17 protein-coding genes are annotated in these 19,920 nt (G+C 71.6%); 13 read left to right on the forward strand and 4 right to left on the reverse strand.

The annotated features are described in order from the left end of the window. The first annotated feature begins 67 nt into the window (after positions 1-67). From ACGFNN_RS30540 to ACGFNN_RS30550, 3 genes are all read left to right on the forward strand, one after another. Positions 68-1,300: an arginine deiminase gene (locus tag ACGFNN_RS30540; RefSeq protein WP_393560774.1), complete on the forward strand. Its 1,233-nt coding sequence runs from the start codon at positions 68-70 to the stop codon at positions 1,298-1,300. Positions 1,301-1,471: 171 nt separating this feature from the next. Next, complete coding sequence (argF, locus tag ACGFNN_RS30545; protein ID WP_362539739.1) at positions 1,472-2,488, forward strand: ornithine carbamoyltransferase; 1,017 nt, start codon at positions 1,472-1,474, stop codon at positions 2,486-2,488. Between the two features lie 174 nt (positions 2,489-2,662). Next, positions 2,663-4,141, forward strand: a complete 1,479-nt coding sequence (locus ACGFNN_RS30550) for an amino acid permease (RefSeq protein ID WP_393560776.1) — start codon at positions 2,663-2,665, stop codon at positions 4,139-4,141. Here ACGFNN_RS30550 and ACGFNN_RS30555 read toward each other — a convergent pair. Next, positions 4,089-4,547: an ATP-binding protein gene (locus ACGFNN_RS30555; protein ID WP_362666591.1), complete on the reverse strand. Its 459-nt coding sequence runs from the start codon at positions 4,545-4,547 to the stop codon at positions 4,089-4,091. The genes ACGFNN_RS30550 and ACGFNN_RS30555 overlap by 53 nt on opposite strands. Positions 4,548-4,799: 252 nt before the next feature. Next, complete coding sequence (locus ACGFNN_RS30560) at positions 4,800-5,621, reverse strand: GNAT family N-acetyltransferase (RefSeq protein ID WP_393560778.1); 822 nt, start codon at positions 5,619-5,621, stop codon at positions 4,800-4,802. A 587-nt stretch (positions 5,622-6,208) separates the two neighbouring features. On the opposite strand from ACGFNN_RS30560, the gene ACGFNN_RS30565 reads away from it, so the two are divergent. The 7 genes from ACGFNN_RS30565 to ACGFNN_RS30595 all read left to right on the forward strand — a co-directional run bounded on the left by ACGFNN_RS30565 (position 6,209) and on the right by ACGFNN_RS30595 (position 13,574). Further along, on the forward strand, positions 6,209-9,112 hold the full coding sequence (locus ACGFNN_RS30565) for a Na+/H+ antiporter subunit A (RefSeq protein ID WP_393560780.1): 2,904 nt from the start codon (positions 6,209-6,211) through the stop codon (positions 9,110-9,112). After that, a complete protein-coding gene (locus ACGFNN_RS30570; RefSeq protein WP_362539754.1) occupies positions 9,109-9,780 on the forward strand; it encodes a Na(+)/H(+) antiporter subunit C in 672 nt (223 codons plus the stop codon). The genes ACGFNN_RS30565 and ACGFNN_RS30570 overlap by 4 nt, the downstream gene beginning before the upstream one ends. Next, positions 9,777-11,417 carry a Na+/H+ antiporter subunit D gene (locus tag ACGFNN_RS30575; RefSeq protein WP_393560782.1) on the forward strand — a complete coding sequence of 547 codons (1,641 nt, stop codon included), beginning with the start codon at positions 9,777-9,779 and terminating at the stop codon, positions 11,415-11,417. Before ACGFNN_RS30570 ends, ACGFNN_RS30575 begins: the two co-directional genes overlap by 4 nt. Continuing rightward, positions 11,414-12,043, forward strand: coding sequence for a Na+/H+ antiporter subunit E (locus ACGFNN_RS30580; protein ID WP_393560784.1), 630 nt, complete (start codon positions 11,414-11,416; stop codon positions 12,041-12,043). Before ACGFNN_RS30575 ends, ACGFNN_RS30580 begins: the two co-directional genes overlap by 4 nt. Then, positions 12,040-12,363, forward strand: a complete 324-nt coding sequence (locus ACGFNN_RS30585) for a monovalent cation/H+ antiporter complex subunit F (protein ID WP_362539763.1) — start codon at positions 12,040-12,042, stop codon at positions 12,361-12,363. The genes ACGFNN_RS30580 and ACGFNN_RS30585 overlap by 4 nt, the downstream gene beginning before the upstream one ends. Further along, positions 12,360-12,776 carry a monovalent cation/H(+) antiporter subunit G gene (gene mnhG / locus ACGFNN_RS30590; RefSeq protein WP_362539766.1) on the forward strand — a complete coding sequence of 139 codons (417 nt, stop codon included), beginning with the start codon at positions 12,360-12,362 and terminating at the stop codon, positions 12,774-12,776. Before ACGFNN_RS30585 ends, mnhG begins: the two co-directional genes overlap by 4 nt. Before the next feature lie 75 nt (positions 12,777-12,851). Beyond that, positions 12,852-13,574 carry a CDP-alcohol phosphatidyltransferase family protein gene (locus tag ACGFNN_RS30595; protein ID WP_393560786.1) on the forward strand — a complete coding sequence of 241 codons (723 nt, stop codon included), beginning with the start codon at positions 12,852-12,854 and terminating at the stop codon, positions 13,572-13,574. Here ACGFNN_RS30595 and ACGFNN_RS30600 read toward each other — a convergent pair. Next, positions 13,543-13,992, reverse strand: coding sequence for an adenylyltransferase/cytidyltransferase family protein (locus tag ACGFNN_RS30600; protein WP_393560788.1), 450 nt, complete (start codon positions 13,990-13,992; stop codon positions 13,543-13,545). The genes ACGFNN_RS30595 and ACGFNN_RS30600 overlap by 32 nt on opposite strands. 118 nt (positions 13,993-14,110) lie before the next feature. Here ACGFNN_RS30600 and ACGFNN_RS30605 point away from each other — a divergent pair, with 118 nt between their 5' ends. The 3 genes from ACGFNN_RS30605 to ACGFNN_RS30615 are packed head-to-tail and all read left to right on the forward strand — an operon-like array spanning position 14,111 to position 18,344. Then, a complete protein-coding gene (locus ACGFNN_RS30605) occupies positions 14,111-15,418 on the forward strand; it encodes a glycosyltransferase (RefSeq protein WP_393560790.1) in 1,308 nt (435 codons plus the stop codon). Further along, positions 15,415-17,103 (forward strand): lipopolysaccharide biosynthesis protein, encoded by a 1,689-nt coding sequence (locus ACGFNN_RS30610; protein ID WP_393560792.1) that lies wholly within the window; start codon positions 15,415-15,417, stop codon positions 17,101-17,103. The genes ACGFNN_RS30605 and ACGFNN_RS30610 overlap by 4 nt, the downstream gene beginning before the upstream one ends. After that, positions 17,100-18,344: a hypothetical protein gene (locus tag ACGFNN_RS30615; protein ID WP_393560794.1), complete on the forward strand. Its 1,245-nt coding sequence runs from the start codon at positions 17,100-17,102 to the stop codon at positions 18,342-18,344. The genes ACGFNN_RS30610 and ACGFNN_RS30615 overlap by 4 nt, the downstream gene beginning before the upstream one ends. Here ACGFNN_RS30615 and ACGFNN_RS30620 read toward each other — a convergent pair. Next, the gene (locus tag ACGFNN_RS30620) at positions 18,313-19,833 is read right to left on the reverse strand and encodes a hypothetical protein (RefSeq protein WP_393560796.1); all 1,521 of its coding nucleotides are present in this window, start codon (positions 19,831-19,833) and stop codon (positions 18,313-18,315) included. The two genes, ACGFNN_RS30615 and ACGFNN_RS30620, sit on opposite strands and share 32 nt — an antisense overlap. Positions 19,834-19,920: the final 87 nt, after the last annotated feature.

Raw genomic sequence — 19,920 nt, forward strand, 5'->3', positions numbered from 1 at the left:
GGGATCCGCCCGGAATCGGCGGGCGGTTCGCGGGGTGAACGGCGCCGCGCGCGGTGAGGATGAAGGCATGGGATTCCATGTCGATTCCGAGGCCGGGCGGCTGCGCCGCGTCATCCTGCACCGCCCCGATCTGGAGCTGAAGCGGCTCACCCCCAGCAACAAGGACGCGCTCCTCTTCGACGACGTGCTGTGGGTGCGCCGTGCCCGGGAGGAGCACGACGGGTTCGCCGACGTGCTGCGCGACCGGGGCGTCGAGGTCCACCTCTTCGGTGATCTCCTCCGGGAGTCACTCGGCATCCCGGTCGCACGGCGGCTCGTCCTCGACCGGGTCTTCGCGGAGAAGGAGTACGGGCCGCTGGCCACCGAGCACCTGCGCGCCGCCTTCGACGACCTGCCCGCCGCCGAACTGGCCGAGGCGCTGGTCGGCGGCATGACGAAGAGGGAGTTCCTCGAGCGTCACGCCGAGCCGACCTCCGTGCGCTTCCACGTCATGGACCTGGACGACTTCCTGCTCAGCCCGCTGCCCAACCACATCTTCACCCGCGACACCTCCGCCTGGATCTACGACGGCGTGTCGATCAACGCCATGCGATGGCCGGCCCGACAGCGCGAGACCGTGCACTTCGAGGCCATCTACCGGCACCATCCCCTCTTCACCGGCCCGGAGGCCGGTGTCTTCCACCACTGGTCGGAGGGCCAGGACGACTACCCCTCGACGATCGAGGGCGGCGACGTCCTCGTCATCGGGCGGGGCGCCGTCCTGATCGGCATGAGTGAACGGACCACCCCCCAGGCCGTGGAGATGCTGGCCAGAGGGCTCTTCGACGCGGGATCGGCCCGGACGATCGTGGCCCTGGACATGCCCAAGCGCCGGGCGTTCATGCACCTCGACACGGTGATGACGATGATCGACGGCGACACCTTCACCCAGTACGCGGGGCTGGGGATGCTGCGCTCCTACACGATCGAGCCCGGCACCGGGCCGCGGGAACTGAAGGTGACCGACCATCCGCCCGAGCACATGCACCGGGCCATCGCGGCAGCCCTGGGGCTGGACGCGATCCGGGTGCTGACGGCGACCCAGGACGTGCACGCCGCCGAGCGCGAGCAGTGGGACGACGGCTGCAACGTACTGGCCGTGGAGCCGGGGGTCGTCGTCGCGTACGAGCGGAACGCCACCACCAACACCTATCTGCGCAAGGAGGGCATCGAGGTCATCGAGATCCGGGGCAGCGAGCTGGGGCGCGGCCGGGGCGGCCCCCGCTGCATGAGCTGCCCCGTGGTCCGCGACCCCGTGTAGGGCGCCGGGGCGCCTCCGGCCAGGCGGGAGCTTCGGGACGCGCCAGGGCCGGGGGCGTCGGCGGGCCCGGCGGCAACGGCGAAACAGGGGCCTGAATAGCAATGCGGAGCTTCGTATAGACTTCCAGGACTCTCGTCCGTATGCCCTCAGTCCGACCCAGGAGCAGTGATCATGGCCATAGACCTCAAGGGCCGCCATTTCCTCAAGGAGCTGGACTTCACGGCCGAGGAGTTCCGCGGCCTGCTGTCGCTGTCCGCCGAGCTCAAGGCCGCCAAGAAGGCGGGCCAGGAGGTGTGCAGGCTGCAGGGCAGGAACATCGCGCTGATCTTCGAGAAGACCTCGACCCGCACCCGCTGCGCCTTCGAGGTGGCCGCCGCCGACCAGGGGGCCTCCACCACGTACCTCGACCCGTCCGGTTCGCAGATGGGGCACAAGGAGTCGGTCAAGGACACCGCGCGCGTGCTCGGCCGGATGTTCGACGGCATCGAGTACCGCGGTGACAGCCAGGAGGCGGTCGAGGAGCTGGCCGCCCACGCCGGTGTCCCGGTCTTCAACGGACTCACCGACGACTGGCACCCCACCCAGATGCTCGCCGACGTCCTGACGATGACCGAGCACAGTGACAAGCCGCTGGAGCGGATCGCCTACGCCTACCTGGGCGACGCCCGTTTCAACATGGGTAACTCCTACCTGATCACCGGTGCCCTGCTCGGCATGGACGTCCGGATCGTCGCCCCCGCCTCGTACTGGCCGGCGCAGGAGGTCGTGGACCGGGCCCGCAAGCTGGCGGAGTCCAGCGGCGCGCGGATCACCCTCACCGAGGACGTGCCGCAGGGCGTCCTGGGCGCCGACTTCGTCGTCACCGACGTCTGGGTCTCCATGGGGGAGCCCGTGGAGGTCTGGGACGAGCGCATCGCGGCCCTCGCGCCCTACGCCGTCACCATGGACGTCCTGCGTGCCACGGGGAGCGACGACGTGAAGTTCATGCACTGCCTCCCCGCGTACCACGACCTCGGTACGAAGGTGGCCAGGGGGATCCACGAGCGGCACGGCCTCAGTGAGCTGGAGGTCACCGACGAGGTCTTCGAATCCCCGCACTCGATCGTCTTCGACGAGGCCGAGAACCGCATGCACACCATCAAGGCGGTCCTCGTCGCGACACTGGCGGGCGGCGATCTCGGCGCATGATCATGCACCCGATTGGGTGAACATGCGTGCAAGTGGCTACGATGGTGCTACTTGGTGGGGTTCGGGCTCGCATGCCCGAACCCCTTTTCATGTGCCCGTCCGGGCATGTACCCAGGTGAGAGAGCTCCCCACAGGCTCTGCTGTCCCGCACCACCAGAGAAGAGACCCGTCCCCATGAGTCCCGCCTCCCCCACACCGAACAGCCCTGCCCGCAGAACCGGGGCGCGCGTCAAGAGCCCCGAACTCCTCCTCGCCGAGTCCGGGGCGGACCTGGAAGGCCACGGTCTGCGCCGCACCATGGGGCTGTTCCAGCTCGTGTGTTTCGGCGTCGGCGCCATCGTTGGCACAGGGATCTTCGTCGGCCTGTCCGACAGCGTCGCCGAGGCGGGCCCGGCCGTCGTGGTGTCGTTCGTCCTGGCCGCCATCACCTGCATCTTCACCGCGTTCTCGTTCGCCGAGCTGGGCGGCGCCATCCCGGTCTCCGGAAGCTCCTACTCCTTCGCCTACGCCACCCTCGGAGAGCGCGTCGCCTTCCTCGTCGGCTGGTGCCTGCTCCTGGAGTACGGCGTGTCGGTCTCGGCCGTCGCGGTCGGCTGGAGCCAGTACGTCAACGAGCTGCTGGACAGTGTCGTCGGCTGGAGCCTCCCCACGGCGCTCTCCGCGGGTCCGGGTGACGGTGGAGTGATCAACCTCCCGGCGGTCGTCGTGGTCATGATGGCGGCGACCCTCCTGGTGCGCGGCGTCAGGGAGAGCGCGCGTGCGACGGCCGCGATGGCAGTCCTGAAGATCGGCATCCTCGTCGCGTTCTGCGCGATCGCCTTCACCGCCTTCGAGGACGGGCACCTCTCGCCCTTCGCTCCCGCCGGCATGGCGGGCGTCACCGCGGGCGCCTCGGTGGCGTTCTTCTCCTACATCGGGTTCGACGCCATCACGACCGCGGGTGAGGAGGTCAAGAACCCCCGCCGCAACATCCCGATCGCCATCCTGATCTGCATCGGTGTGGTCACGCTGCTCTACTGCGCGGTCGCCCTGGGCGCCATCGGCGCGCTGGGCCCGGACGAGGTGGCCGACCGGCCGGCGGCGCTCTCGCTCGTCGTCGACCAGGTCACCGAATCCAGCATCGGTGGCGGGATCATCGCGTTCGGCGCGGTCGTGGCCATCGCCTCCGTGGTCCTCGCGGTGATGTACGGGCAGACCCGCATCCTCATGTCCATGTCCCGCGACGGTCTGATCCCCCGGATCTTCGAGCGGGTGTCGCCGAAGACCCGCACGCCCGTCGCCAACACCTGGATCGTGGCGATCGTCTTCGCGGTTCCGGCGGCGTTCTCGTCCCTGGACGTCGTCGTGAACCTGACGACCATCGGCACCCTGGCCACGATGGCCGTGGTCAATGTCGCGGTCGTCGTTCTGCGCCGCCGCCACCCCGGACTGAAGAGGTCCTTCCGCGTCCCGCTGTACCCGGTCAGCCCGATCCTCGGCGTCGGCTTCTGCCTGTACCTGATGTACGGGACGGGCTGGGCGACCTGGGTGCAGTTCCTGGTCTTCCTCGCCGTGGGTTCCCTGGTGTACGCGGTGTACGGCCGCAGCCGTTCCCGGCTCGTCAGCTCCGGGGAGCAGGGGCGTCCGGCGGCGCGTGGTTCGACCGGAGCGTGAACCAGACCGCCTTGCCGTGTTCGGTGGGGCGGTGGCCGCAGGCCGAGCTGAGCGCGCGGATCAGGAGCAGGCCGCGCCCGTGCTCCAGCCATGGATCGGGTGGACCGTCCGGCAGCAGCCCCGACAGGTTGCCGGGCGGGCCCGGATCGTGGTCGTGCACCTCCACCTGGCAACCGGAGGCCAGGAGCTCGACGACCAGCTCGATGGGCCCCGACCCGTCGGTGTGCTCCACCGCGTTCGCGACCAGCTCCGCGGTCAGCAGTTCGGCGGTGTCGCTGTCCGCCGGCGCGTCGAGCTCCGCCAGAGCCGTGCGGATGAGGGCACGCGCGATCGGCACCGCAGCCGTCGAGTGCGGCAGCTCGATCCGCCAGGAGCGGGGCTCGGGTATGAAGGCGTCGGACGGCAAGGCGGGAGTTCCGTTCGGGAGCGGGACATCCGGTACTCGGCCGCGATCCGGGCGGCGCCGCAAGGCGCGCGGCGTGGGGCGCGGAGTGCTGTACCGGGACTTCCTGCGCCCAACCATACGAAGTGCGGCGGCCGATACATAGAGCTGATGGAACGGCGTAAAGGGGATGTTCGCCACACTCGATGCGAATTGCGGTGACATGCCCGTGTGGCCGCCGGCACTCTCCGGCGCTCACCCACGGCTCCGTCCCGGTCATTCCGGTGCGGCGGTGATCAGCAGCCGGTCGGAGACCGCCTCGTAGCCGATCCGCCGGTAGACACCGTTGCTCGTCGGATTCGCCAGGTCGGTGAAGAGCAGTACCTCGCGGGCCCCCTCCGCCCTGGCCGCGCCGCTCACCTCTGCCGTCACCGCCGCCGCGTAACCGCGGCCCCGGTGCTCCGGCGGGGTGTAGACGGCCGAGACGCGCACGGCACCGGCGATCCTCCGTGAGGCGCCCGCCATCGAAACCGCGACGCCCTCGGTCTCCCATACGGTCAGCCCGCCCCGGGCGGTGTACGTGTCCACGATCTGCTCGGCCCGCGCGCCGGACTGGCCGGTCTCCCGCCCGAAGGCCCGCACCCAGCCGACGAGCAGTGCCCGGTCGGCGGCGGTGGCGGGTCGGGCGCCGCCGACCGGTCCGGGGTCGGGCGGCACCAGCGCACCCAGGCGGTACAGACGGTGCTCGGCGTCCACCCGGTGGCCCGGCCACCGGGCGGCCAGGGCCGTCGCCGTCGCCCGGTCCGCGTTGACGCCGGGAAGAGGTATCGCCTCCGTCAGAGGGAGGAGCGCCTCGGCCGGAACCGCCCCCAGGACCGGCACGAAGGGCGGGGTGCGGACCAGGGTCCCGGTCACCTCGCCGTCCGCCCCGCGCCACCAGCCCATCACCGGCGGCTCCGGCCCGTAGGCCTGGGGCACTTCGGAGCGGAGGGTGGCGGTGATGGTCAGCAGCAGGGTGTTCTCGGCCGGCCGGGCGGCCAGTGCGGGCCCCGCCGCGGCCAGGAAGACGTCGACGTCATCGGTGAAGGTCCAGGTCATGCTCCATCCTGCAAGGCGGAACCCGGTCCGGTCACGCGGTTTCCGTTCCCTGTCGGAAAAGGGCGCGGGGGGTCCCGGCGCGGGACGGGGCCGCCGCTCGTCGTCACCCGGGTGGCGGCAGGCGGCCTCCGGGGCGAGGCTGGGAGCGCGTGCGGAGTTCCGGCGGTTCCAGGGAGGCGACGGTCGTGGCCGGTGCACGATCTCCACGCAGTGTGAACAGATCGGCCGAGGGTGACGGCCTCACGGTGTCGGGCGAGGCCCGCCGCGTCCGGCGCTCCGAGGCCGGCGCCAGGGGACTGCCCGAAGAGCTCCCCGACCAGCCGGCCCATCTGCCCCTGGACGCCGATCGGGTGATCAGGACGGGTGCCTACCGGAGCGGAGAAGACGTACGGGGGCGGCCGCACACCATGCCGTGTGACCGTCCGCGAACAGGGCACACGCCGTTCCATGACCACGGCGGAGCGGGCGGCGGCGGACACCGGAGCTGAGCGGAAGCAGCGGTCGGGCCTCCGCGCGGCGCGCCGGACGGGTGAACCGTGCCGGGGGATATATCTGTATTCGGTGGCCTTTGCTCCGGACCTCCCGTCGTGATCGCGCTCATCGTCAGTCACTTCGTCCTGGCGGCCTGCGCGGTTCCGCTGGTGCGGCGCTTCGGCAGGCTCGCCTTCGTCGTGCTCGCCCTGCCCCCGGCGGCGACGACCGTGTGGGCGGGCACCCGGTGGGAGGGCGCGGCCTCCGGACGGGCGGTCACCTGGTCCTGGGAGTGGATCCCCACCTACGACGTGTGGGTCGCTCTCCGTCTCGACGCGCTCGCCGAGCTGATGGTCCTGCTCGCGGCCGGCGTGGGCATGCTCGTCCTGCTCTACTGCGCGTCGTACTTCAAGGACGACTCACCCCAACTCGCCCCCTTCGCCGGCAATCTGCTCGCCTTCGCCGGGGCCATGACCGCCCTGGTCCTCGCGGACGACCTGATCACGCTCTACGTCTTCTGGGAACTGACCACCGTCTTCTCCTACCTGCTGATCGGGCACACCAGCCGGCGCAAGCAGAACCGCCGCTCCGCCCTCCAGGCACTGACGGTGACCACTCTGGGCGGACTCGCCATGCTCGTCGGCTTCCTGATCCTCGGTCAGGAAGCCGGTACCTACCGGATCTCCGCCATCGTCGCCGATCCGCCCGAGGCGACCTCCGCCGTCTCGGTGGCCGTCGTCCTGGCGCTCTGCGGAGCCCTCTCCAAATCGGCGATCTGGCCCTTCAGCCTCTGGCTCCCGAACGCCATGGCGGCACCCACCCCCGTGAGCGCCTATCTGCACGCCGCGGCCATGGTGAAGGCCGGTGTCTATCTGGTGGCGAGGCTGGCGCCCGCCTTCGCCGACGTGCCCGTCTGGCGGCCCCTGGTCCTCGTACTGGGGGGAGCGACCATGCTCCTCGGCGGCTGGCGGGCGCTGCGGCTCAACGACCTGAAACTGGTGCTCGCCTACGGCACCGTGAGCCAGCTCGGCTTCCTGGTGGTACTGGCCGGTGCGGGCAACCGGGACGCGGCGCTCGCCGCCGTGGCGATGATCCTGGCCCACGCCCTCTTCAAGGCCGCGCTGTTCCTCGTCACCGGAATCGTCGACCACGCCGCCGGTACCCGTGACCTGCGCAAGCTCTCCGGTCTCGGGCGCACGACGCCCCACCTCCTGGCCGTCGCGGTACTCGCCGCCGCCTCCATGGCCGCCCTGCCGCCGTTCCTCGGATTCGCCGCCAAGGAGGCCGCGTTCGACGCCCTCATGCACGGCGACGCGGCCGACCGCTGGACCCTGGCCGCGGTCGTCGTGGGCTCCGCGCTGACCGTCGCCTACACCCTCCGTTTCGTCTGGGGCGCCTTCGCCCGGAAGCCGGGGCTCGCGGACACCCCCGCACGGCGGATCGGCGCGGCCTTCCTGTTCCCGCCCGCGGTGCTCGCCGTGGCAGGGCTCGTCCTCGGTCCCGGCGTCGGGTGGACGGACCCGTTGTTCGCCGCCTACGCGGACACCTTCCCAGTGCCCGCCGAGCCCTACCACCTGGCGCTCTGGCACGGCCTCGGCGCAGCCCTGCTGCTGTCCGTCCTGGCCTGGGCCGCCGGTGCCCTGCTCTTCGCGGTGCGCGGCGGCGTCACCCGGTTCTCCCGCCGCGTGGCCTGGCCGACCGCGGACAGCGTCTTCGGGCACCTCCTTCTCGGCCTGGAACGCGTCGCCCTCCAGGTCACCGGATTCGTCCAGCGTGGATCCCTCTCCGGCTACCTCGCCATCACCCTGCTGGTCATGCTCGCCGGTCAGCTGGCCGTGCTGGTCACCGACCGCCCCTGGGAGGGGGCGGTCGCGCCCCGTGTCTGGGACACCCCGCTCCAGGGCGGAGTCGCGCTGCTGACCTGCGCGGCCGCCCTCTCCTGTCTGACCGTCAGCCGCCGTATGAAGGCGGTCGTGCTCGCGGGGCTGACCGGATACGGGGCCGCGCTGCTCTTCGTCGTCCAGGGCGCGCCCGACCTCGCTCTCACCCAGTTCTGCGTCGAGACCGTGTCGATGATCGTCTTCGTGCTCGTCCTGCGCCGGATGCCGGTCCGCTTCGAGGAGTCGATCGGCACCTGGCGGCGGGCACTGCGCATCCCGGTCGCACTCGGGGCCGCGGCGACGGTCGGGGTGGCCGTGTGGGTGGCCGGTGCCGCGCGCACCGCCGAACCGGCGGGCGCCGCGATGGTCGAGGAGGTCGCCGATCACGGCCTCAAGGACGTGGTGGCCACCATCCTCGTCGACCTGCGGGCCTGGGACACGCTGGGGGAGTCCGCCGTCCTCGCGGCGGCCGCGATCGGCGTGACGAGCCTGATCTACCTCCACCGGCGCGGCGAGACGGCCGCGGACAGGGAGGAGCTGACGGGGGAGACGGCCTGGGCACTGTCGACCGGACGGCTGAGCGGCCTGCCCCAGGGGGACGACACCGCACCCGAACGCGACTGGCTGGCCGCCGGGTCCACCCTGGCGCCCGAACACCGCTCCGTCGTCTTCGAGGTGGTCGCCAGACTTCTCTTCCACCCGATCCTGGTGCTCTCCCTCTATCTGCTGTTCTGCGCCGAGAACATGCCGGGAGGCGGCTTCGTCGCCGGACTCGTGGCGGGGCTCGCGCTGATCACCCGCTATCTGGCGGGCGGCAGGTTCGAGCTGGCGGAAGCCGCGCCGCTGCAGCCCGGACTCTTCACCGGCCTGGGCCTGTTCGTCTCCACCGGCGTCGCACTGGGCGGACTCGCCGAGGGGACGGTGCTGCACGCCTGGACGTACCACGGGCACCTCCCGCTGTTCGGCGACTACCACCTCAGCACCTCGGTCCTCTTCGACTTCGGCGTCTACCTGCTGGTGCTCGGCGTGGTCCTGGACATCGTCCGGGCGCTGGGCGCCAAGGTCGACCGGCAGATCGAGCGGGCGGCGGGCGCACTCGTGCCGGCGACGGACTCCGGGCGGGGGGAACCGAACCGATGACCATGAGCTTCTCGCTCCTCGCCACCGCCGTCGTCCTCTGCGCCGTCGGCGGTCTGCTCATGCTCACCCGCCCCCTCACCCGGATCCTGCTCGGCGCGGTGATCACCGGCAACGGCATCAATCTGCTGGTTCTGTCCGCGACCGGTTCGGCCGGTGCCGCGCCGTTGCTCTACGGGGTGCCCCTGCGCCGGGTCACCGACCCCCTGCCTCAGGCGATCGCCCTGACGGCCATCGTCATCACCCTCGCCACCACCGCGTTCCTGCTCGCCATGGCGTACCGCGGCTACCAGCTCACCGGCACGGACGAGGTCCACGACGACCTGGAGGACCGGCGGATCTTCCTGCGCGCCGAGGTACTCGGCCGGCGCGCCGAGCTCCGCGAGGAGTACCGGTCGGAGTCCGGCCGTACACGCACGGAACGCGCCCGGTACCGCGAGAAGCACCGGAAGCTGAGGGCCCGGCTGCGCGCCGACCGAGCCCTGCAGGCCCGTGGCCGGGACGCCGGCGGAGACCTGTGGAACGACGTACTGGGAGCCGACCCGGAGGACTACGTGAACGACGACGCCGACAGCACCGGCGGCCGGCCCTCCGGCCCCGGACCCTCACCCGGGGGGTCGCCTCCGGGCGAGGCGCCCACGGCGGGTCCCGGCGGGGGAGCCGCCGGATGAACGCCCTCGTCCCGCTGCCGGTCCTGCTGCCCTTCTGCGCCACCGGTCTGAGCCTCGCCTTCGGTACCCGGCTGGCGCGCTTCCAGCGCGTCATCAGTGTCGCCGTGCTCTCCGCCGTCCTCGCCCTCTCGGTGGCGCTGATGATCGCCGCCGACCGGCAGGGTCCCCTCTCCGTCGACCTCGGGGACTTCGCGCCGCCGCTCGGGATCACCCTGGTCGCCGACCGGCTGGCCGGGCTGATGCTGACCGTCTCCTCGGCCGTGACCCTTCTGGTGCTGGTGTACTCCCTCGGCCAGGGCATGGCGGACCGCGACAAGACGACACCCGTGGCCGTCTTCCACCCCGCCTACCTCATCCTGGTGGCCGGGGTCTCCCTCACCTTCCTCGCGGGCGACCTCGTCAACCTCTACGTCGGCTTCGAGATCATGCTGGTTGCCAGCTTCGTGCTGCTCACGCTCGGCGGCACCGGACCCAGGATCAGGGCGGGCTCCACCTATGTGATCATCTCGCTCTTCTCCTCCATGCTTTTCCTGACCGTGATCGCCATGACCTACGCGGCGGCCGGAACCGCCAACCTCGCCCAGCTGGCCGTCCGGCTGGGCGAACTCCCGCAGGGCGTGCAGACGTTGATCCAGGCCATGCTGCTCACCGTCTTCGCGATCAAGGCCGCGGTCTTCCCCCTCGCCGCCTGGCTCCCCGACTCCTACCCGACCGCCCCCGCACCCGTCACCGCCGTATTCGCCGGGCTGCTGACCAAGGTCGGCGTCTACTGCATGCTGAGGGTGGAGACCCTCCTGTTCCCCGGGAACCGGCTCGGTGACCTCCTCATGGCCGTCGCCCTCGCCTCGATGACCGTCGGCATCCTCGGCGCGGTGGCCCAGACCGATCTCAAGCGGCTGTTCTCCTTCACCCTGATCAGCCACATCGGTTACATGGTCTTCGGGATCGGCCTCGCCACCCGTGCCGCGTACGGAGGTGCGATCTTCTACGTCGCGCACCACATCACCGTCCAGACGACGCTCTTCCTCGTCGCCGGACTGATCGAACGACGGGGCGGCACCAACGAGCTGACCAGGCTCGGCGGACTGGCCCGTACGGCACCTCTGCTCGCCGTCCTCTTCTTCGTCCCGGCGATGAACTTCGCGGGCATCCCGCCCCTTTCGGGGTTCATCGGCAAGCTCGGTCTCATGCGGGCCGGTGTCGCCGACGGCAGCGTCTGGGCCTGGGTGCTCGTGGCAGGGGCGACGGTGACGAGCCTGCTCACCCTGTACGTGATGGCGAAGATCTGGAATCTGGCCTTCTGGCGGACCGAGCCACCGGGTCAGGCCGCCTACGGCACCGTGCTGGAGACCGCCGACGACAGCGACGACGACGACAGCGACGCCGGACCCGACCGGATCCCCGGCACGGGCGACGAAGGGGTGGGACCGGTCAAGGCGCCCGCCGCCACCCTGCTCGGGACGGACGTCATCACCACCGTGCGGCCGCCCTGGGCCATGACCGCAGCCACCGCGGGAGCCGTCCTGCTGGGGCTGGCCTTCACCGTCCTCGCCGGTCCGCTGACGGCCTTCACCGACCGGGCGGCGGACGAACTCGTCGCACGCCGGCCCTATGTGGAGGAGGTGCTCGGCCCGTGAGGCGCCTGATCACCTTCTCCTACAAGAACCCGGAACTTCCGCCCTACAGCGTTGAGTTCGCCGGTCGACGGCGACGCGTGCTGGACCTTCCGCTGATCGCCTGGCTCACCTTGATCTGGGTGCTGCTCTGGTCCACCCTGACCTGGGCCAACCTCGTCACCGGCGTGGTCGTCGCGGTCACCGTCTGCCTCGCCTTCCCGCTGCCGCAGGTCGATCTGGGGCTGCGGCTGCACCCCTGGGGCATCCTCCGGCTCGCCGGCTACCTGCTCTACGACATGTACACCTCGGGGGTACGGGTCACCCGGCAGATCTTCGCCGGCCGACCGCACCGGCCCGCCGTCATCGGTGTACCGCTGCGCTGCCGGGGAGACCTGATGCTCGCCGCGACCGCGGTGACCGTGTCCAACGTGCCGGGCGGCGCCGTCGTGGAGGTCCGCAGGGCGACCGCCACGCTCTTCCTGCACGTCCTGGACGCGGACCGGCCGGAGGAGCTGGAGGCGGCCAGGCGCCAGGTCTGGAAGCTGGAGGAGCTGACCGTACGCGCCTTCGGCACCCGGGACGAGATCGCCAGGGTGTCGGAGCCGCCGTCCGCCGCCGGAACCGGCGGCGCCGAGGAGGAGTCATGAGCGGTCCCGAGAACGTCGACCGGGTGCTGATCACCGCCGCCGTCGTCCTCATCGTCGTCGCGGGAGCGCTGCTGCTCGTCCGGGTCAACCGGGGCCCCTCGATGCTCGACCGGGCCATCGCGCTCGACGTGTTCGCCGCGGTGGTCATCGCGGGCCTGGGTGCCAAATCGGCATACGCCCGGGACGCGTTCTACTTCCCGATCATGCTGGTGCTCGCCTTCCTCGGCTTCACCGGGTCGGTGGGCATCGCCCGCTTCATCGCCGTACGCGACAAGCCTCGGCCGCGGCCGAGGAACGCCGGGAAGGGGGGCCGGGGGTGAGCCCGTGGACGCAGGTCCTGGACACCGCGGGGGCGGTGCTGGTGTTCGTCGGCGCGGCGATCTGCCTCCTCGGCGTGGCCGGCATGCTGAAACTGCCCGACGTCCTGTCGCGCAGTCACGCGGCGACCAAGCCACAGACGCTCGGACTGCTGCTGGTCCTCGCCGGGGTCGGGATGAGACTGCGCGGGGGGATGGACCTGGCCACGCTGGGCCTTATCGGATTCTTCCAGCTGATGACAGGGCCGGTCGCCGCCCACCTGGTGGCCCGCTCGGCCTACCGGACGGGTCAGATCGAGCGCGGGGAACTCCTCTTCGACGACCTGGACGCGCAGCTGACGGAACCGGAACCACGGCGCGGGACCGACCCGCCCGCGGATGGGGACACTCGGCAGGACCGGCCACCGGGACAGTGAATGCGCCGAGTGGCCGTGTCCGGGGCGCGCGGTCTGCGATGATGCGGCCGGGAAGAACCGGACGCTGGGGGGCGTATGTCGGACACGGGTACGGTGCTGCGCGAACTGCGCGGCGCCCAGAAGTCGTCCAAGGGTGTTTCGATCTACTCGCGGTACATCAACAGGCCTGCCGGACGGCTGCTCGCCGCCGGGGCCTTCCGCGTGGGGCTGACGCCCAATCAGGTGACCATGATCAGCGCGGCGTTCACCTTCGCGGCCATCTCGGCGGTGGCACTGGGCGAGCCCACCTGGAAGCTCGGGGTGCTCGTGTACGCGGGACTGGCGATCGGCTTCGCCTTCGACTCGGCCGACGGGCAGCTCGCACGGCTCACGGGGCGCGGAGGGCCGGACGGGGAATGGCTCGACCACGTCGTGGACTGCGCGAAGATGATCCTGGTCCACAGTGCCGTCCTCATCTCCTTCCACCGCTTCGGCGGGGTGCCCGGAGAGGGGTGGCTGCTGCTCCCGCTCGGATTCCTCTTCGTCGCCGTGCTCACCTTCTGCGCGGGGCTGCTGAGGGAGCAGCTCGGCAGGGCGGCGGGCGGCGCGGCCCCGGCCGGCGGCGCTCCGGCCTCCAGTGCCCGCGCCGTGGCGCTCCTGCCTGCGGACTACGGGGTCTTCTGCCTGGTCTTCCTGCTGCTCGGCGCACCCGGGGCCTTCCGCGCCGGGTACGCCGTGCTGGCCGCCGTGCACTCCGTCTTCCTGGTGGCGTTCCTGGCCAAGTGGTTCAGGGAGCTGAGAGCGCTCCGGGCGGGCTGACGAGCACGTCCAGCGCCCGGCGCAGCTGGGTGCTGGACGTGTGCACCGTGTACGGGAAGTAGACGACCTCGACGCCGACCTCCGCGAAGTCCCGCTCCAGGCGTTCGCCCTTCTCCGTGCCCCGCCAGTCGTCGCCCTTGAAGATGACGTCGAAGCGGACCTGCCGCCAGGTCTCGACCTTGTCCGGGACGGTCTCCACGAACGCCGCGTCCACGTACCGCACACTGCGCACGATCTCGAGCCGCTCGGGCAGCGGGATCACCGGCCGGTGACCCTTGACCAGAGCGGCCATCTCGTCGGACACGACTCCCGCCACCAGGTAGTCGCACTGACTGCGGGCGTGCCTGAGGATGTTCAGGTGACCGACGTGGAACAGGTCGTACACCCCCGGCGCGTACCCGACCCTGTGCTGCACCATCCGTTCTCTCCCCCCACGGTGGAACTGGTGCAACGACCTTACTGTGAAAAACACTTGTGCATCCCGTGAACGGATAAGCTCGAAGCAGAGGCTGTTCCGGGGGGAAGGCGATCATCCGTTGTCCGCTGCAGAGCATCAGAGACCGTTCGGCGACCGCAGAATCCTCGTGGTCTCCACCAACTACGCCCCCGAGCTGACGGGCATCGGCCCCTACGCCACCCAGCTCGCCGAGCACTGGGCGGCCTCCGGCGCCAGGACCGACGTCCTGACCGGTATGCCGCACTACCCGGCCTGGCGGGTCGACGAGCGGTACAGAGGCGTGTGGCGCCGCGAGGAGGACCACCACGGGGTGCGCGTGCACAGGCGGCGGCACTATGTGCCACCCCGTCAGACCGCCCTGCGAAGAGCGACGTTCGAGGCATCCCTACTCATCCACGGCATACTCGCGCCGCCCCCCGGGCGACCCGACGCGGTCGTCTCCCAGATGCCCAGTCTCGCGGGCGGTGTGATCGCGGCCCGGCTGGCACGCCGCCACCGTGTCCCGCACATACCCGTGGTCCAGGACCTGATGGGCGCGGCGGCGGCCCAGAGCGGCATACGCGGAGGTGACAGGGCGGCGGCGGTCGCCGCGAGGGCCGAGCGGTACGCGCTGCGCGGAGCGGCCCTCGTCGGAGTCATCCACGAGAGCTTCGTCGAGGGCGTCACCGCCCTCGGGGTGGATCCCGGACGCATCCGGGTGGTCCCCAACTGGACTCATGTGGCCAGCCCTTCGGGCGCCCGGGCGACGACCCGTGCCCGACTCGGCTGGCCCGAGGGCACCCCCGTGCTGCTGCACTCCGGGAACATGGGACTCAAGCAGGGCCTGGACGTCCTCGTCGCCCTCGCACGGCTGGCCCCGGACATCAAGGTCGTCCTGATGGGCGACGGCAACCAGCGCCACCTGCTGCGTGAGCAGGCGGCGGGGCTCGAGAACGTCGAGTTCCTCCCGCCCGCGGAGGCCGGGGACTTCACCGACGTGCTCGCCGCGGCGGACGTGCTCGCGGTGACCCAGCGGGCCTCGGTGCTGGACATGAGCGTGCCGTCCAAGCTCACCTCCTACTTCGTGTCGGGGCGCCCGGTCGTGGCGTCCGTCGCCGCCGAGGGCGGCACCGCCGACGAGGTGCGGCGCTCGGGCGCGGGAGTCCTCGTGGCCCCCGAGGACCCGGCCGCCCTCCTCACCGTCGTACGCACCCTGGCCGCCGACCGCACGGCGGCGGACACGCTGGGCGCCAACGGCCCGCGCTACGTCGAACAACACCTGGGCAGGCAGGCGGGCCTCGCCCGCTTCGACGCGCTGCTCACCGAGGCGCTCGAGGGCGCCGGAGCCGCGGCACCGGGGATCCGGGCCGAGCGGGCAGGGGACATCCAAGGGGGAGAAGGCCGATGACACATCCGATCCGCCCGGCGGACGACCACGACGAACCGGCGCTGCTGCGCGACCAGTTCCGTCAGCTCCTGCGCTACCGCGCCCTGCTCGTGACCGGTGTCGTACTGGGCCTGCTCGGCGGGGGTCTCCTCGCGCTCAGCGGCGACGACACCTACACGTCCACCGGCGAGGTGCAGGTGCGCTCCGCCACGTCCGACCCCTTCGCCACCGGGGCCTCCGCGGACAAGGGCATCAACATCGGCTCCGAGCGGCAGACCGCCGTCAGCGACACCGTGGGCGACCTTGCCGCGGCGACCCTGCTCAAGAAGGGCGACGACGTCACCGGGCGGAAGCTCCTCACGGGCCTCCAGGTGACCAACCCGCCCAACACCCTCACCCTGCGGTTCTCCTACACCGGAGACACCCCGGAGCAGGCCCGCTCCCGCGCCGAAGCCCTGGCCAATGCCTACCTCGCGCACCGCAAGGCGCGTACCGAGGAGAGCATCGACAACATGGCCGACGGCTACCGCGCCCAGCTGAAACCGCTGGAGGAGAAGCGCGACCTGCTGGAGGAGCGGACCGGCGTCGACGCCGCGGACGACGTCAGCAGCGCCCGCGCCAACATCATCGTCTCCATCTCGGAACTCAGCCGGAAGATCTCCGAACTGGGGGCGCTGGACACCACTCCCGGCTACCTCAACAAGAAGCCCGTCGCTCCCACCGAGCCCAGCGGCGCCGGACTTCCCCTGCTCCTCGGCCTCGGCGCCGTCGTAGGACTCGCCCTCGGGCTGCTGCTGTCCTGGGTACGGCTGGTCTTCGACCCCGCGGTGCGCTCACCGCGCGAACTGGTCCGCTCGCTCGGTGCCCCGCTGCTCGGCACCCTGCCCAGGGAGCGGGCCGCCGCGGGCGCCCTGCTCGCCATCGGACGGAGCGGGTCGCGGCTCGCCGAGGAGTACCGCGCGGTCGCCTTCCGGCTCGCCTACGACCCCTCGTTCGCCGAGCGGCGCCGCCTCCTGGTCACCGCGCCGCGCGGGGACAACGCCGCCGCGTCCGCCGCCGCGGTCAACCTGGCCGCAGCGTTCGCCGAGATGGGGCGTGACGTCCTGCTCGTCGAGGCCGATCTGCGCACTCCCTCCCTCGCCCGGGACCTCGGCCCGGCGGCCCACGAGGTCAGGCCTCCGCGCTGGGCGGCCGACGAGGGCGACCGCACCTGGCCCGCCGGGGGACGGAGCAACGTCGACGTCCCCGGCTCGGGAGCCTTCGCCCTCGTCGCCGGGGTCACCGCTGACAACGTGCCGCGCGCCCTGACCTCCGCGTCCGTCGGACGCATCGTCGCCGAGGCCGACCAGCCCGGCGCCGTGGTCATCGTCCTCGCCCCGCCGGTGCTCTCGTACGCCGACGCCGTCGCCCTCGTGGACCGCGTCGAGGGCGTCATGATCGTCTGCGATCCCCGCGAGGTGCACCGCAGCGACCTGGAACGCATCCGCGAGATCATCAGCGCGTCCGGCGGCTCCGTGCTCGGCGCACTGCTCCACCCCGGCCGGGGCAGGCTCCGCCGCGAGGAACGCCGGCCCAAGTCCTCCCGCAGGCGAACCGGGGGAGGACCGGACGGGCCCGCCCCGGGTGAGGACGCTCCGGAGACCGTCGGGGACCCGGCCGAGACCATGGGGCTGCGCTCCGTCACCCTCCCGGGGGCGCGCCGGTGAGAGCCCGCACCGCGATCGTCGCTTCGGTCGCGGACCAGGGCGTGGCGGCCCTCACCAACATCCTGGTGCTGGTCGCCGCCGCACGGCTCTCCACCGTGGCCGACTTCGCCCGCTTCTCCGCCGTCTACCTCGTCTTCACGGTGCTGCTGGGCGTCTTCGGCGCCTACACCGGCCAGCCCCTGGTGCTGCGGCGCGGTGGCGGCGAGGAGACCAGGGGTGCGTGCCGCTCGGCCGTCGTGTTCACCGTCGCCGCGTCGGCCGCACTCGGCGCACTGCTGGCCGGGGTCTGCGCACTCCTCCCCGGGGACACCGCGCGCGCCCTGACCGTCCTCGGCCTGCTGCTGCCAGTGGTGCTCGGGCAGGACGCCCTGCGCTACGCCTTCTCCACGCTCCAGCGCCCGCATCTCGCCCTGAGCTCGGACCTGGTGCGCCTGGTCTGTGTGCTGGGCGCGCTGTCCACCCAGGAGTACGGGACAGGCCCCGCCCGGCTGATCGCCGTCTGGGGACTCTCGGCCCTGCCCGCCCTCCTGCTGTCCGCCGCCCTGCTCCACCGCGCGACCGCCCGGACCCCGGTGCGGTTGCGCCCCATGCTGCGGCGCGGATATCTGGGCCGGCGCTTCGTCGTGGAGTTCGGGGTGGGAAACGCGACCGGTCAGCTGTCGGTGCTCGGCCTCGGCGCCGTGGGTAATCCGCTCCTGGTCGGCGCACTGCGCGGAGCGACCACCCTGTTCGGGCCGTTGAACGTGCTGTACACCTCCGCGACCTCCTTCGGCCCGCCGTTGCTCGGCCGTCTCACCGGCGAGCGGCGCCGGGTGCGTGCCACCGCCGCGCTCGCCGCCGTACTCGCCCTCACCGCCGCCCTCTGGACGACGGTCCTGGCGCTGCTCCCCGGCCGGGCCGGGCGTGAACTCCTCGGCGACACCTGGCCGGTGGCATCCGCGCTCCTGCCGGCGACCGGGAGCCAGTACGCCGCCATGGCCGCCGGGACCTGCGGACTGCTCGCCCTGCGCATGCTCGACCCGCGTACGACACTGAGCATCCAGGTGGTCTTCTCGCTGGCCTCCGTCGCCTTCATGGCCGGCGGCTACATCCTGGGCGGAGTGCCGGGTGCGGCCTGGGGGCTGTGCCTCGGTTCCGCCTGCAAGGCCGTCGCCACCTGGGCCAGGGTGGCCCGGATCCGGCGCCGGAAGCCGGTGCCCGACGACGACGTCACCGCCGACGCGCTGCCCTCTGCTCCTTGAACGTGCTGATCAGCAGCAGACACAGCGCGGCGATGGCCAGCTTTCCCGCCGCCTGCAGGAGCGGGCCGCGCAGCAGGATGAAGGTGTAGCCGGCGATCAGCGGCGCGGCGATGGCCAGCACGCTCCCGGGACCGGGCCCGGCCCGGGTGACGGCCAGCGCGTACCGGCGGTCGGTGCGGGCCACCGCGTAACCGATCAGCGCGAGCCCCCCGATCACCCCGGATGCGCCGAAGTCGACCCAGAACTCCGTCCACAGCGGTGCCGAGAGGTTGGTCATCCGCAGCCCCATCCACTGCCCGACCCGGACCCCGGTGTCCTCCGGCTTCCCGCTCCACGCCGCACGCGGCACGAAGAACAGAGCGGAGCCGGTCAGTTGGCGGCCGTAGGTGTGGCCCCGGGTGTCGACCCACGAGATGCTGTTGGCGAACATCACCATCTGGTCGTAGTCCTTGGTCACCAGCGGCTCGAAGACCGAGGCCGACTCCGCGGGCCGCTGCCCTTCGTCGTCGTACCGGAACTTGTCGGCGTACGGGAACACCACCAGTGCCCCCACCACCCCCGTCGCCAGCACCACCCGGTAGATCGCCGCACTGCTCGGGAACGCGGTGAACACGAAAGCCATCAGCACCGTCAGGAACCAGTAACGGGCGTTGGAGACCGGGTTGTTCACCACGAGGTTCAACGCCACCAGCGCCACCCACACCAGGGCCGTCGACGGGGTCCGCCGGGCCCGGTAGGAGGTTGCCAGGCGGCGGGTGTAGAAGAGCAGCGCCAACAGGGCCGGGACCTGGCCGAAGCCCTTGACGAACGCCGAGCCGACGTTGGAGCCCTCGGAGGCCACCCCGCTCGCCGCGACGGTCTCGTTGATCTCCTGCCGGCTGGAGAAGAAGACCGAGGGCCCGCCCAGCTTCAGCACGTAGAACGCGCTCGCCGCGAACGCCACCAGCACCAGCAGTCGAAGCCGCAGCGGATGCGCCACGGCCGCTCCTCCGCCCGCGCTCCGCGTGGAGGCCGTACGGCGCCGCAGCGGGCGCCGGGAGGCCAGCAGCGCCCCCAGGTCGAAGGCGGCACACCCCACCAGGACCATCGCGATGGCCGTCACCAGGTCCTGGCGCGGACCCACCATCGGTGTCGGCGTCTGTCCGATCACCACCTGGGCGAAAGGGGCCACGCCCATCGCGATGTACACGAACATCCAGAAGACGCCTTGGAGCAGTCTCCGTCGGGTGGAGAGGATCATCGTCGCCAGCCGGGCCCCCGCATAGCAGGTCAGCACCAGCTGCAGCCAGTACGCGGTGTCCCGTACTCCGCTGCCGGGCTGGGCGGCGATCACCGCTGGCAGGAAGCACACCAGGCCGAGGATGAGGGGCACGGACAGTGCCCGCGACAGCATGGACCAGGCGATCGGCTGCTCCGGCGGCTCGGCCCAGAGGGGCCGGGCGTCCTTCCGGCCGGGCGTGGCACCCACCGTCTCGTGCACGGACGTCATGACCCCCCGATCACCGGCCCTTCAGGGCCCGTTCGCCGGCCTCGTGGCCCGCGAACACTCTAACGAATCCGCCCACATGAGGTGATG

This window comes from Streptomyces sp. NPDC048590, from assembly GCF_043199535.1.
GTDB lineage: Bacteria > Actinomycetota > Actinomycetes > Streptomycetales > Streptomycetaceae > Streptomyces.